Origin of the sequence: uncultured Peptoniphilus sp., assembly GCF_946998875.1 — a bacterium.
Lineage (GTDB): Bacteria > Bacillota > Clostridia > Tissierellales > Peptoniphilaceae > Peptoniphilus_A.
The window spans coordinates 1-14,053 of the sequence record NZ_CAMQAY010000002.1 but is presented as its reverse complement, the minus strand read 5'-3'; the positions used below and the strand labels follow the sequence as shown (position 1 = coordinate 14,053).

Sequence of the window (14,053 nt, the reverse complement as noted above, 5' to 3'; positions counted from 1 at the left end):
AGATGTTTTTAAAATCCGTTACTATGCAGGGATTTAAGTCCTTTGCAAATAGAACAAAAATTGAATTAGATGAAACTACTACGGCAATAGTGGGTCCCAATGGAAGTGGAAAGAGTAATATTACTGATGCTATTACCTGGGTGCTTGGCGAAACTTCAGTGAAAAATCTTCGTGGAAATAAGATGGAAGATGTAATTTTTTCTGGAACTGATGCCAAAAGACCCTTGGGGCTTGCTGAAGTTACAATTGTCTTTGACAACAGCGACAAATCTCTAAATCTTCCTTATAATGAAGTTTCTGTAACTAGAAGGATGTATAGGTCTCTTGAAAGTGAATTTTTGATAAACAATAAGAAGTGCAGGCTCAAAGACATCAAAGAACTTTTTATGGATACTGGTATTGGAAAAGATGGTTATTCTGTAATTGGACAAGGAAAAATTGAATCTGTTTTAAGTTCAAAGCCAGAGGACAGGAGAAATATTTTTGAAGAGGCTGCAGGGATTTCAAAATACAAGTACAAAAAAGTTCAATCTACTAATAAACTTTTAAAGACAGAAGAGAATTTAGTAAGAATTGAAGATATTTTATCAGAAATAGTTCTTCAAGAAGAAAATCTCAAGGCTCAAGCAGAAAAAGCTGAAGCTTACCTAAAGGATTTTGAAGTTTTAAAGATTAATGACATCAATTTTTCCTGTAAAGAGATAAAAAATAAAGAAGAAGAAATAAAAAAATTGGAAGAGACTTCAGAAAATTTAAAAATAGATTCTGATAAAATTACTCTAGAACGCAATAATTTATATAATGAATTAGAAGCATTAGAAGGTGAAATTTCTAATATTTCTGATAAAAATAATGAAGCCAATGAGAATTTAAATAGCCAAAAAGATGAATATGACAAAATAAATTTAGAACTTAATCTTCAAAGTGAAAAGATAAATTCGCTAAAAAAAGATTCAGAGAGGATTGAATTTGAAAATTTATCTCTCAAAGAAAACATAGTTTTAAATAATAAAAACTTAGAAAATCTTGCTACGGATCAAGAAATGCTTAGACAATCAAAAAATGGAATTCTAAAAAAATTAGAAGACAAGAATAAAATTATTGAAAATCTTGAAGAAGAGTTTAAAAAATTAGAAGAAATTGGCAATTTAAATTTTGAAAATAAAAATAAAATAAAAAATGAAATAGAAAATATTAATTTTAAAAATGAAACCTTAAAGGATATTATTGAAGAAAAAAATAATAGAAAGCTCAGTTTAGAGAAAAGTATTGAAAGTCTAAAAAATAATGAAGCTGAATTTGTGAAAATTATTGATACTGATTCTAAGGAAATAGATAGATTAAATGACTTACTTAAAAAAGAAGAATTAGACTTTCAAAAAACTGAGGAAAAACTAAAAAAACTAGATGAAAATAATAAAAATCTTGAAAATCAGTTGATTTCAAAGAAAAATTCTTTAAATGAAATCTTGGCTAAATTAAAAATACTTGAAAATATGGAGTCAAATTATGAAGGCTACAACAGAACTGTAAAGTCCTTTATGAATTTTTCTTCAAAGCATAATGTCTTTAAAGAGTCATTATTTGGACCAGTTGCAGAAAAGTTTTCCGTAGAGAAAAAATATGAAAGAGCAATTTCAGTGGCTCTAGGTTCCATGGCTCAAAACATAATTGTGTCCTCAACTAAGGAAACATCAGACATGTTAAAAATTCTTGAAGACAATAAAATGGGCAGAGCGACCTTTTTGCCCCTTGATAGAGTTAAGGGAAGCAAGGTAAAAATAAATTCTGAAGATGGGATAATTGGAATAGCCTGTGATTTAATTGAATTTGACGAAGTATTTAGCGGGATTTTTTACAATTTACTTGGAAGAGTTATTATTGCTGATAACTTTAAAAATGCAAGTCGCATATCAAAAAAGCACAAATTAAAAGTTGTAACATTAAAGGGCGAGGTATTTAATCCTTCAGGAGCAATTACTGGCGGAAGCTTAAATAATTTAAGCAGCAGTTTTATTTTGCGTAAAAATGAAATAAATGAACTTCAAAATAAAGCTAAGGAAACTAATACTGAGATAAAAAATCTTAGCCAGGATAAAAGCAAAATAGAAAAAGAAATCTTTGATTTAGAGAATTTTTCAAGAGATTTTACCGAAAGACAAAACTCTTATAAAATGAAAATTTCTGATATTGAAAAAAATATTTATAAAAACAAAAATGACAGAGATTTAAATACAAATTATTTAAGTAAATATGAAAGAGAAAGAGATGAATTAGAAGAAAACATCAAAGTTGACTCTTCAAACTTAGAAAAAAATACTTTAGAAATTGAAAATAAAAATAAACTTTTAGAAGATCTACTTAAAGAAGTGGATAGCGGAGAAAAATTGTCTGAATTATCAAAATCAATTGAAGCTTTAAAGAGTGAAAGAATTGAAATCCAGCTATTGGAGAGAGAAAATCGCGAAAAACTTTTTTATAACAATAGAGAATCTGAAAGAATAAAAAATGAAATTCAAAATATTGAAGAAAAATTGAAGGCTAATAAAATTTCTTTAGAGGACACCAGTCTTAACATTAACAATAAAACAAGCTTTAATGATGAAAATAAAATTAAATTAGAGGACTTATGTTCATCTATTGAAAATTTAAAAATTTCCATTAATGAATTCAAAAGTCTTTTAGAAGAAAAGAATAAAATATTCTTAAATAACAAAGATAAATTAAGTGAATTAAAGGAAAAATCACTAATAATAAACTCTGAAATAGAGAAAATCAATTTAAAAATTGATATGAACAAAGGCAAAATATCTAATGAAAGTATTAGGCTAAACGATGAGTATAACATAGAAGACTTTCACAAATACATTGACGATAATCTCAATGACATCAAGGAAAGTTCAATTAAAAGGCTGAAAAAAAAGGTGAGAGATTATGGAGAAGTTAATCTTTCTTCCATTGAAGAATATAAACTTGTAAAGGAAAGGCTTGACTTCTATAGCTCACAAAGAGACGACTTAATTAAATCAAAGGAAGAAATTAAGTCAATTTTAAGTAAGTTAGACCTTGAAATGAAAAAAATATTCAAAGAAGCCATGGATGAAATCTCAGGGAATTTTGCAGAAATCTTTAAGATTTTATTTAATGGTGGTCGTGCAGAAATAAGCATTGAAGGAGATTTATTAAATTCTGGAATAGAGATTAAGGCTTCTCCTCCAGGCAAGAGACTTCAAGCTCTTTCACTTTTATCAGGTGGAGAAAAATCACTTACTGCTGTGGCACTTTTGTTTGCACTATTAAAATATAGACCTGCTTCTTTTTGTATCCTAGACGAAATAGATGCAGCTCTTGATGATGCCAATATTAAAAGATATGCTGACTACCTTCTAACTTTAGAGGGAATTCAGTTTATTATAATTACTCATAGGAAGCTTACAATGGAAATTGCAAAGACTATGTATGGTGTTACAATGGAAGAAAAGGGAATTAGTAAATTGTACTCTGTAAAGTTAAAGGATTAGGAGAATAAAATGTTTGAATGGTTAAAGGATAAATTTAAGAAAAAAGAAGATGAAGTTAAGGAAGAACTTCAAGAAGTTAAAGAAGAAATTTCTGAAGAAAAAGAAAAAAAAGAAATTGAAGAAATTCATGAAAAGTTAGAAAAAGTTTCAGAAGAAGGAAATCTATCAGAAGAAGATTTAGAAGCTTCTGAAAAAATAGAAGACACTAATGAAAAATTTCAAGCTAAGGAAGTAATTGAAGAAGCAATAGAAAAGAAGACAGAAGAAAAAGATTTAGAAGAAATCCATGAAAAGTTTGAAAAAGTTGAAGAAACTGGAGAATTATCTAAAGAAGAAGTAAAAACTTCAGAAGAAATAGAAGACACTAATGAAGAATTACAAGATAAGGAAGTAATTGAAGAAGAAATAGAAAAAAGTGATTTAGAAGAAAATAGCGAAATTCTCGAAGAAGAGCTTGAAGAAATAACAGAAGAGCCAAAAAAAGCTTCACTTTTTCAAAGACTAAAGGATGGTCTCGACAAAACAAGAAAAGAAGTCGGCATAAAAATCAACACTGTTCTTGGAGCTTATGTAAAAATTGACGATGAGATGTTAGAAGACCTTGAAGATATTTTAGTTTCTGCAGATGTGGGAATGGAAACTACAATGAAGTTAATTGACAATTTGCGAGAAACTATTATAAGAGAAAAGGTTAATGACCCCAAAGAAGTTAAACCTTTATTGTTGCAAGAAGCAAAAAAATTAATGAACCCAGAATTAAACACAAAAATTAATTCAGAGCCACCAGTAATTATTTTGGTAGTGGGAGTTAATGGCGTAGGAAAAACTACAACTATTGGAAAGCTTTCACAAAGGTTTAAAAATGAAAACAAGTCAGTTTTAGTTTGTGCAGCAGATACTTTTAGAGCTGCTGCTATTGACCAATTAAAAGAATGGGGAAATAGGGCAAATGTCGATGTAATTAGTCACGACGAAGGATCTGATCCGGCAGCGGTTGTCTTCGATGCAATTGAAGCTGCAAAGGCAAGAAATACTGATGTATTAATTGTTGATACTGCAGGAAGACTTCACAACAAGTCAAATCTAATGAAGGAACTTGAAAAAATAAATAGAATTATTACTCAAAAATATCCTGAAGCTAATCGCGAAAATTTGTTGGTTCTCGATTCAACAACTGGTCAAAACGCAATTAATCAGGCAAAAACTTTTAAAGAAGTTACAGACATTTCTGCAATTGCTCTTACAAAACTCGATGGAACTGCTAAGGGTGGAGTTGTAATTGCCCTACAATCTGAACTTGGAATACCAATTAAATTAATCGGAGTTGGTGAAGGAATAGAGGATCTTCAAGATTTTAATATTGACACCTTCTTAGAAACAATATTTGGATAAAATTTATTAAATTTTTAAAGTAGGAGAAATCCTACTTTTTTATTGCAATTTTACTTAATAAAAAAAATGATAAAAAAAATAAAAAATTTGTTGACTTATTGGGAAGTATTAGCTACAATAATAAAGGTCAAGTAAAAAGGTTGACCTTGCTAGAAAAATGGTGATAAAAATGAATGAAAAATTTTTTAGGATGAACAGCTTACTTGATTTTTATGGAAATCTTCTATCAGAAAAGCAAAAGAAAGCTGCCTATATGTATTATGTCTATGACTGCACAATAAATGAGATATCATCAGAACTAAGCATCTCAAAGCAAGCAGTCTTTGACAACTTAAAAAGGGCAGAAAATAATTTAGAAGACTTTGAAAAAAAACTTGAACTAATAAAAAATGCTAAAAAAGAAGAAGAGAATAAAGAAATAAAAAGAAAAAAAATTGAAACTATATTAGAAAGTATGGAAAAAGAATCTTTAAATCAAAATAATTTGAAAGTTAAAGAACTTAGAAAAATACTTTTTGACTAGGAGGTGGATTTTTGGTATTCGAAAGTTTATCCGATAAATTGCAAAATACTTTGCAAAGACTAACAGGCAAAGGTAAATTATCCGAAAAAGATATTGACGCAGCTATGCGTGAAGTAAAACTTGCACTTCTTGAGGCTGATGTAAACTTCAAAGTTGTTAAAGACTTTGTAAAGACAGTTAAAGAAAGAGCTTTGGGAAAAGAAGTTTTAGAATCTCTTACTCCAGGCCAACAAGTTATTAAAATTGTTAATGAAGAACTCACAAATTTAATGGGAACTAGTGAAGTTAAAATTGACTTTTCAAAGAAGCCAACTGTTATAATGATGTGTGGTCTTCAAGGTGCAGGTAAAACTACTACAAGTGGTAAGCTTGCCAATAGATTAAAAAAAGATGGAAAAAGGCCTCTTTTAGTTGCTTGTGATGTTTATAGACCAGCAGCGATAAAACAACTTCAAGTTGTTGGGAAGTCTGTTGATACACCTGTCTTTACTATGGGAGATAAAATTTCCCCAGTGGATATATCTAAGGCTGCTCTTGAGCACGCAAAGAAAAATGGAAATGATGTAGTAATCATAGATACAGCTGGTAGACTTCACATTGATGAAAAACTTATGAAGGAGCTTCAAGATATTCACGAGGCACTTGAACCTTCTGAAGTTCTTCTTGTCCTTGATGCAATGACTGGTCAAGATGCAGTAAATGTTGCCGATACTTTTGACGATATGTTAAAGCTAACGGGTGTAATACTTACTAAACTTGATGGTGATGCAAGAGGTGGTGCTGCTCTATCTATTAGATCAGTTACTGATGTTCCTATAAAATTTATTGCCAGCGGAGAAAAGATGGATAATATTGAAGTCTTCCACCCAGACAGAATGGCTTCAAGAATACTTGGCATGGGAGATGTGCTCTCCTTAATTGAAAAAGCACAGTCAGCGGTTGATGATAAAAAGGCAAGAGAACTTGAAGAGAAACTTAGAAAATCAACTTTTACTTTTGAAGATTTCTTGGACCAAATGCAACAAATGAAAAATATGGGTCCCCTAGAAGATATTATAGGAATGATTCCTGGCATGAATAGTAAGGCTCTAAAGGGTATTAGCATGCCTGATAATGAATTTGCAAAAGTTGAAGCAATGATTCTTTCTATGACAAAAAAGGAAAGACAAAAACCTGAAATTATAGATTCTTCCAGAAGGAAGAGAATTGCACAGGGTTCTGGAACTAGTCCAGCAGATGTAAATAAACTTATAAAACAGTTTAAGGACATGAGAAAGATGATGAAACAATTTGGAAACATGTCCAAAAATATGGGAAAGAGAAAATTTAAATTACCTTTTTCCTTTTAACCTAGCTTATATATTTTAATATATAAATTTTATTGTGGAGGTGAATAATTTGGCAGTTAAAATTAGACTTAGAAGAATGGGTACAAAGAAAAAACCCTTTTATAGAATAGTTGTAGCAGACTCTAGAAGTCCTAGAGATGGAAAATTCATCGAGGAGATTGGTTATTACAACCCACTTACAGCTCCTAAGGAAGTTGTTGTAGATTCAGAAAAAGCTAACAACTGGATTAAAAACGGTGCAAAACCTACTGATACAGTTGACAGACTTTTCAGAGAAAATTCAGTATATAACACTGAAAAGAGCTCACAAGTTACAGCAGAAAAAAGTGAATCAGAAGCTACTGAATAACAGTATGTTTGGAGGACCAAAATGGTTGAATTAATTGAATATATTGCTAAATCTTTAGTTGACGACCCTTCTTCAGTTGATGTGACAATGACTAAGAATGATGATTCAATTGATATTACTCTTAAAGTTGCATCAAATGATATGGGAAAAGTTATTGGCAAACAAGGTAGAATTGCCAAGGCAATAAGAGCAATCTTAAAAGCTGTTTCACTAAAAGAAGATGTAAAGGTTAATTTGGAAATTGAAGAATATTAAAGATTCAATTACATGCATTGGTAAAATTATAAATACTCATGGTATTAAGGGTGAACTTAAAGTTGAGCCTTATACTTTTGATAAAAAGAGATTTTCTAAGTTAAAGAGCGTCTTAATTGGCGATGATTTACGAGAATTTTTTATTAAAAAAGTTAGAGTAAATGATTTTGTATATATCACTTTTGAAGGCTTTGAAGATATAAATCTTGTCCTAAGTTTAAAGGGAAGTAAAATTTATATTAAAGATGAAGATAGGTTAGCCTTAAAGGAAGATCAATACTATGTATCTGATATAATTGGAAAAAAAGTCTATGACACTGAAAACAATTATATTGGCGTACTTAAAGATGTAGTGGAGTATCCTGCTAATGATATTTTTATAATTGAAAGTGATGATAAAAGTATTTATCAAATACCTGCAGTTAAGGAATTTATTAAAAAAATAGATTCAACAATAACTATCAAATTAATAGAAGGAATGATTTTGTGAAAATAAGTATTTTAACATTATTTCCCGAATTCATAAATCAGATTAGAGATTTTTCTATTGTTGGAAGGGCTATCGGCGAAGGAAAATTAGAACTTGAAACTGTAGATATAAGAGATTTCGCAATCAATAAATACCTACAAGTTGACGACTATCCCTATGGCGGTGGGCCAGGTATGCTAATGCAAATAAAACCAATAGTAGAGGCAATAGAATCTGTAAAGGATGAAAATTCTAAAGTTTTTTACATGTCACCACAGGGCAAAGTTTTAACTCAGGATAAACTAAAAGAACTTAAAAATGAAGAACACATAATACTTTTAAATGGTCACTACGAAGGTATTGACAATAGAGTCATTGAAAATTATGTAGATGAAGAAATTTCCATTGGTGACTATGTTTTAACTGGTGGAGAGTTGGCATCTATGGTAATTATTGATGGTGTCGCAAGACTAATTGACGGTGTTCTTTCAAGTGATGAATCTTTTAAAGATGAGTCGCACTATAATGGACTTTTGGAACATCCACAGTACACTAGACCAAAAGAATTTAGAGGACTTGAAGTTCCTGACATTCTTTTAAGTGGAGATCATGAAAAAATTAGAAAGTATAGACTTAGAGAGTCTATTAAAAACACTTTACAGAAAAGGCCAGATTTATTAAAAAATAAAAATTTAAATGATGAAGAAAAAGATATATTGAAAGATTTACTGGAAGGAGGTAAAGACAATGGATTATATTAAAGCTATTGAAGATGAACAAATAAATGAAAATTTACCTAAATTTAATGTTGGGGATACTGTAAGTGTTCACTACAAGATTATTGAAGGCGAAAGACAAAGAATTCAAGTTTTTGATGGAACTGTCATAAAGATTCAAGGAAAAAGCTCTAGAAAAACTTTTACAGTAAGAAGAATTTCTTATGGTATTGGTGTTGAAAGAACTTTCCTTCTTAATTCACCTAGAATTGCCGATCTTGTTGTTACAAGAAAAGGTAGCGTTAGACGTGCTAAACTTTACTATCTTAGAGATAGACAAGGTAAGGCTGCAAAAGTTAAAGAAAAAACTAATTACTAAGAGTGGGACTTTAAGTCCTATTTTTAGTATCTTTTATTTTGAGCAAATAAATTAGAGGAGTGATTATATGAAAAAGATTTTTTTTGGAATTTTATTAATTATTATTTTGGCAGCAGGCGCTTTTTTATTTGTTGAAAATAGAGGAACTACTAAAATTTCAACTAAATACGATAAATTTAACTTCATAACAGAAGATAAGGATATCGATAAAGAAGACTTTTCCATTGAAGATGGAATGATTTACCTATCTCTTGACTACATAAAAAAATATCTTGATGAAAATATTTCTTATGATAAAGCAAGTGGAGAAGTAAAGATTAATAACGAACACGCAAATAAAATTTTAAAATTAAATGAATATCAAGCAAAATTCAACAGTGGTACTATAGATTTAAGAGCACCAGTTATTGAAAAAAATGGCAAGATAATGCTTCCAATAGAAGCCTTTATCTACGACTATAATGTAAGCTTGAGATACAATAAAGATATAAGACTTTTACTTTTAGACTATAGAAATAAGGAATATGACTTAACAAAGACAAGTAAAGAAACTTTGTTAAGAGAAGATAATTCTCGCAGAAGTCCAATTATAAAAAAACTTCCTGAAGGGCAAGAATTATTTGTTTATGGTGAAAAAGGTAAGTACTATATTGTTAGAATGCCTGAAGGATATGCTGGCTATGTTTTAAAAAGCGATGTTGACAATAATTTTGAAAAATTCACTTTAGCATCTTCAACAAAAAATGTATCAAAGAGTCCAATTAATTTAACCTGGGACTATACTTATGCTGAACATTCTGATGAAAAAGTTGAGCAAATAAAAGCTATAAAAGGGCTTGATGTAATAATTCCTACTTGGTTTTCCATTAGAAATGGCAATGGAGACATGATTGATAGGGGAAATTTAAATTACATTAAGAAATACAATGATTTAGGAATTGAAGTATGGGCTTATTTGGACAATTCCTTTGACCCAGAGATAACTCATGAGGCTCTATCAAATGAAAATACTCGCAAAAAAATTATCGATAAAACTCTTGAACTTTGTAGAAAATACAATATGAAGGGAATAAACATCGACTTTGAACATACAAAAACAGAAGACAGAGATAATATTACTGCTTTTGTTAGTGAGTTTAGAAAAAGTGCTGGAGAAGATTTTATACTTACAGTTGATGTAACTCCACAAATTTCTTCTGATGTTACTAAAGAACCTTATGACAGAAAAGCTTTGGCAGAAATTTCTGATTATGTAGTTGTCATGGCTTATGACCAACATTGGGGTTCATCTGATGAAGCGGGTTCAGTTGCTCAATATAAATGGGTAGAAGGCAGCATTAATGTTTTATTTAGAAATGTTCCTAATAGAAAAATGATCCTAGGCGTGCCTCTTTATACGAGACTTTGGAAAGATTCAAATGGAAAAGTTACTTCAAAGACAATATCAATGACAGAAGTTGCCAATATAATTGCATCAAAGGGATTAAATCCAACTTGGGATAAAGATTCACAACAAAATTATGTGGAATACCAAGAAAATGGAGCAACTTATAAAATTTGGATAGAGGATGCAAATTCTTTAGAGAAAAAAGTTTCTCTTGTTAACAAATATAATCTAGCAGGTGTTGGATCTTGGAGACTTGGATTTGAGACTCAAAATATTTGGGATATAATTTCAAAAGAATTAGAGAAAACTAACTAAAATATTGACAATTTAAAATATTAAGTATAAAATTAAAGAGTAATTAACTATAATTTTATTAGGATGTGTTTAAGATTTTACCAGATACACATAAAATCGTGGCTAAAATTGTTCACGATAGAATTAAAGAAAAATATAATGTCAATTTAAATTTAGATAAAATGCTTTGGGGCTCCATTGCACCTGATGTTTTGCCTTATTACAAGACAAAAAGACATTACTTTGACGAATCAGGAGATTTTATAGCAAGGGAAATAAGTAAGCTTATTTATTTTTCCAGATACTCCTATTCTGAAGGCAACGAAAGCAAACTATTTATAAATTACATGAGCAAAAAGCTTGGCATAATTATGCATTACCTATGTGATTTTGTCTGTTATCCTCATGCTTATAGAATGACTTTTATTGAAAATTTGAGAAAGCATGTTAGATATGAGCAAGATTTAGCTTTATATGCCAGAGAAAATAAATTTTTAGAAGAAAATTTTAGAAATGTCATTTCATGTGAAGATATAAACTTTTTTGAAAATTCTGATATAAAACTTGAAAAAAAAGTAAAGGCTTACTTGATAAAAGTTATAGAGGAATATAAAGATTCAAATCACAGTTTTGACAATGATTTAAATTTTGCTTTAAATTTATCAACAAATATTTCTATTCTTGTTATTGAATCAATACTTGAATATAATGGAGAATTTGATATACAATTTATTTAAGAAACAAAATTCTTTCACTCTCAGGGGTGAAAGATTTTTATAATTATGGAGGAAAAAGATGAGAAATAATTCTAGCGCTACAAAACTAGACCTTAGAGAAACACAAATTGCAATTAAGTCTGTAAAGGATTACTTTCAAAGAGATTTGGCAAACACTTTAAACTTGCAAAGAGTTTCAGCACCTCTTTTTGTTAGACCTGAAACTGGTCTTAATGACAATTTAAATGGCGAAAAAGCAGTTGATTTTGATTTGAGACAATATGGAATTAATGTTGAAATTGTTCAGTCTCTTGCAAAGTGGAAGAGAAACGCTCTTAAGGAATACAACTTCAATATGTATGAAGGAATTTACGCTGATATGAATGCCATTAGAGCTGAAGAAGAGCTTGATGAAATTCATTCTTCCTATGTTGATCAATGGGACTGGGAAAAAATAATAGATAAAAGTGACAGAAATAAGGAATATCTTTATTTAACTGTTAAGGAAATTTATTCTGTATTTAGAAGATGCGAAGAATATATTAACCAAACTTATCCTTACATTCTTTCAAAAAAATTACCAGATGAAATATTTTTTATAACTTCACAAGAACTTGAAGACTTATATCCAGGAAAGACTTCAAAAGAAAGAGAAAAATTAATTTGCAAGGACAAGGGTGCAGTTTTCATCATGGGAATTGGTGCAGATTTAAATTCAGGAGAACCTCACGACCACAGAAGTCCTGATTATGACGATTGGAATTTAAATGGCGACATCTTATTTTGGGATGAAGTTTTGGGAAATTCTCTAGAAGTTTCTAGTATGGGCATCCGCGTTGATGAAGAATCTTTAAAAACTCAATGTGAACTTGCAAATACCACTGACAGATTTAAGTTAAAATATCATCAAGATGTTTTAAATGCAAAACTTCCTTATACAATAGGTGGAGGTATTGGTCAATCTAGAATTTGTATGTTTTTCCTTGAAAAGAGCCACATAGGAGAAGTACAAGTTGGAGTTTGGGACGAAAAAAGTTTAAACTTTTGTAAAGAAAATAAAATAAAATTATTATAAAATGTAAAAAAATTACAAATTGGATACAAATCCTCCGGAATATATAGTATAATATTTTTATACGAAACCGGAGGATTTTTTTATGGATTTGGCACAAAAATTAAATCAAGAAAATTTTAAAAGCCCTGCCTTTAAAGATATAAAAAAATACCTAATTGCAAATTTCTTGTTTAAGGGTGACTTGGATAGCATAAACATTCTTTTAAATTTATACAATGTTTATGAATCAATTGAAAATATATATCCAAGGTATGTAACTCTTGAAAATTTGAGAAAAGATATAATTAAAATTTATAGGCAAAAGGAAGGAATTGAGCTTATTGCTCGCAATCTTTCTTGCTTAATTCATGATGACATCAATAGATTAGAGCTCTATTTATATTTGGAAGGCTATAGGCTTGGTTTCAACTCTAAGAAACACATTAATTTATTGGAAATAATAACCCTAAAGTATTTAACTATTGATGAACTTTACAACAGGAATAAACTTTTTCAATACGAATTTAAAAATGAAGAAGTTTTGTCTTTTAAGAAGTTAATTTTTAAGGATATTAGAAAAGATAGGCAAATTAGGATTTTTATAAAAAGTACACTTTCAGATGTTAGGAAAAGATTACTTAACGATAAAATAAATAATATTAACAATCATCTTGACATGCAACTTATTTTTAAGAGCGAAGATGACAATGTTAAAATTAAGGAAGTGGATTCCTATTTGACTGAACAGGAAATTGAGACTCTAAACAATAAGATTTCTAAGTTTCTATACATAGATGGCTTTAGGATTTTTAGAAACGGTCTTTGGGATGGAGTTAATGATAGAGTTTTAAAGAGATACAAGTAAGGATAGTTTTATACTATCCTTTTTAAAGTGGTGATGATTTGGTAATAATGGGCATTGACCCTGGAATAGCAATAGTTGGTTATGGAATTTTAGAACTCAAGGGCAATTCTTATAAAGTTTTGGATTATGGTGCCATAACAACTATGGCAAAAGTTCCGCTTCCCGATAGATTAAATTCCATTTATATGGAAATGAATGATTTAATAGAAAAGTATAAGCCTGAAGATATAGCTTTTGAAGAATTATTTTTCAACAAAAATGTTAAGACGGCTATAACTGTTGCCCAGGCTCGTGGTGTTGAAGTTTTATCTGCTAAAAAAAGTGGTGCAGGTTTATATGAGTACACGCCACTTCAAGTTAAGCAAGCACTTGTGGGTTATGGAAGAGCTACAAAGACACAAGTTCAAGAAATGGTTAAGATGATTTTAAATTTAAAGGAAGTTCCAAAACCTGACGATGTGGCAGACGCTCTAGCTGTTGCAATTACTCATGGTAGTTCTATTAAGTTTAAAGAAAGTTTTAGGATGATATAATGATAGAATTTTTAAAGGGAAGGGTACACTCAACTGACAGAGGTTATTTAGTACTTGAAGCCAATGGCATTGGTTATATAGTAAATATGATTTCAAGAGAGCTTCACACTTTTTTTAAAAACGAAGAAGTTTTTATAAATATTAGGCTTGTTCTTAGAGAAGATGCTGCAACTTTATATGGTTTTAAAGACAGTGAAACTAGAAATGCCTTTGACCTATTAACTAGTGTAACGGGAATAGGACCTAAGCTT

The 14,053-nt window shown here is 29.9% G+C and carries 15 protein-coding genes; all 15 read left to right on the top strand.

Translation table 11 applies throughout. The annotated features are described in order from the left end of the window. The first annotated feature begins 2 nt into the window (after positions 1-2). Positions 3-3,521, top strand: coding sequence for a chromosome segregation protein SMC (gene smc, locus Q0U74_RS01355; protein ID WP_297392218.1), 3,519 nt, complete (start codon positions 3-5; stop codon positions 3,519-3,521). Between the two features lie 9 nt (positions 3,522-3,530). Then, positions 3,531-4,913, top strand: a complete 1,383-nt coding sequence (gene ftsY, locus Q0U74_RS01350) for a signal recognition particle-docking protein FtsY (protein WP_297392216.1) — start codon at positions 3,531-3,533, stop codon at positions 4,911-4,913. Positions 4,914-5,082: 169 nt separating this feature from the next. Further along, positions 5,083-5,436, top strand: coding sequence for a YlxM family DNA-binding protein (gene ylxM / locus Q0U74_RS01345; RefSeq protein ID WP_297392214.1), 354 nt, complete (start codon positions 5,083-5,085; stop codon positions 5,434-5,436). A gap of 11 nt (positions 5,437-5,447) precedes the next feature. Beyond that, positions 5,448-6,785: a signal recognition particle protein gene (gene ffh, locus Q0U74_RS01340; RefSeq protein ID WP_297392212.1), complete on the top strand. Its 1,338-nt coding sequence runs from the start codon at positions 5,448-5,450 to the stop codon at positions 6,783-6,785. A gap of 49 nt (positions 6,786-6,834) precedes the next feature. Then, on the top strand, positions 6,835-7,134 hold the full coding sequence (gene rpsP, locus Q0U74_RS01335) for a 30S ribosomal protein S16 (RefSeq protein ID WP_297392210.1): 300 nt from the start codon (positions 6,835-6,837) through the stop codon (positions 7,132-7,134). 21 nt (positions 7,135-7,155) lie between these two features. Continuing rightward, positions 7,156-7,389, top strand: coding sequence for a KH domain-containing protein (locus Q0U74_RS01330; RefSeq protein WP_019124482.1), 234 nt, complete (start codon positions 7,156-7,158; stop codon positions 7,387-7,389). Beyond that, positions 7,376-7,879 (top strand): ribosome maturation factor RimM, encoded by a 504-nt coding sequence (gene rimM, locus Q0U74_RS01325; RefSeq protein WP_297392207.1) that lies wholly within the window; start codon positions 7,376-7,378, stop codon positions 7,877-7,879. Before Q0U74_RS01330 ends, rimM begins: the two co-directional genes overlap by 14 nt. Further along, entirely contained in the window at positions 7,876-8,619 is a 744-nt protein-coding gene (trmD, locus tag Q0U74_RS01320; RefSeq protein ID WP_297392205.1) for a tRNA (guanosine(37)-N1)-methyltransferase TrmD, read from the top strand. Before rimM ends, trmD begins: the two co-directional genes overlap by 4 nt. Next, complete coding sequence (gene rplS / locus Q0U74_RS01315) at positions 8,606-8,953, top strand: 50S ribosomal protein L19 (RefSeq protein WP_019124479.1); 348 nt, start codon at positions 8,606-8,608, stop codon at positions 8,951-8,953. Before trmD ends, rplS begins: the two co-directional genes overlap by 14 nt. A 67-nt stretch (positions 8,954-9,020) precedes the next feature. Further along, positions 9,021-10,655 carry a glycosyl hydrolase family 18 protein gene (locus Q0U74_RS01310; RefSeq protein WP_297392202.1) on the top strand — a complete coding sequence of 545 codons (1,635 nt, stop codon included), beginning with the start codon at positions 9,021-9,023 and terminating at the stop codon, positions 10,653-10,655. A gap of 65 nt (positions 10,656-10,720) precedes the next feature. After that, positions 10,721-11,371: a zinc dependent phospholipase C family protein gene (locus Q0U74_RS01305; protein WP_297392200.1), complete on the top strand. Its 651-nt coding sequence runs from the start codon at positions 10,721-10,723 to the stop codon at positions 11,369-11,371. A 58-nt stretch (positions 11,372-11,429) separates the two neighbouring features. Beyond that, positions 11,430-12,425, top strand: coding sequence for an aspartate--ammonia ligase (asnA, locus tag Q0U74_RS01300; RefSeq protein WP_297392198.1), 996 nt, complete (start codon positions 11,430-11,432; stop codon positions 12,423-12,425). Positions 12,426-12,507: 82 nt separating this feature from the next. Further along, the gene (locus tag Q0U74_RS01295) at positions 12,508-13,269 is read left to right on the top strand and encodes a hypothetical protein (RefSeq protein ID WP_297392196.1); all 762 of its coding nucleotides are present in this window, start codon (positions 12,508-12,510) and stop codon (positions 13,267-13,269) included. Between the two features lie 38 nt (positions 13,270-13,307). Continuing rightward, positions 13,308-13,802, top strand: coding sequence for a crossover junction endodeoxyribonuclease RuvC (gene ruvC, locus Q0U74_RS01290; protein WP_297392194.1), 495 nt, complete (start codon positions 13,308-13,310; stop codon positions 13,800-13,802). After that, a partial coding sequence (locus Q0U74_RS01285) for an OB-fold domain-containing protein (protein WP_297392192.1) occupies positions 13,802-14,053 on the top strand: 252 nt, incomplete at its 3' end. The genes ruvC and Q0U74_RS01285, both read left to right, overlap by 1 nt.

Excerpts from the sequence above, each read along its gene's own strand:
- ftsY (WP_297392216.1), top strand. The coding sequence starts at position 3,531 with ATGTTTGAATGGTTAAAGGATAAATTTAAGAAAAAAGAAGATGAAGTT.
- ylxM (WP_297392214.1), top strand. The coding sequence starts at position 5,083 with ATGAATGAAAAATTTTTTAGGATGAACAGCTTACTTGATTTTTATGGA.
- smc (WP_297392218.1), top strand. The coding sequence starts at position 3 with ATGTTTTTAAAATCCGTTACTATGCAGGGATTTAAGTCCTTTGCAAAT.
- Q0U74_RS01330 (WP_019124482.1), top strand. The coding sequence starts at position 7,156 with ATGGTTGAATTAATTGAATATATTGCTAAATCTTTAGTTGACGACCCT.
- asnA (WP_297392198.1), top strand. The coding sequence starts at position 11,430 with ATGAGAAATAATTCTAGCGCTACAAAACTAGACCTTAGAGAAACACAA.
- rplS (WP_019124479.1), top strand. The coding sequence starts at position 8,606 with ATGGATTATATTAAAGCTATTGAAGATGAACAAATAAATGAAAATTTA.
- Q0U74_RS01295 (WP_297392196.1), top strand. The coding sequence starts at position 12,508 with ATGGATTTGGCACAAAAATTAAATCAAGAAAATTTTAAAAGCCCTGCC.
- Q0U74_RS01310 (WP_297392202.1), top strand. The coding sequence starts at position 9,021 with ATGAAAAAGATTTTTTTTGGAATTTTATTAATTATTATTTTGGCAGCA.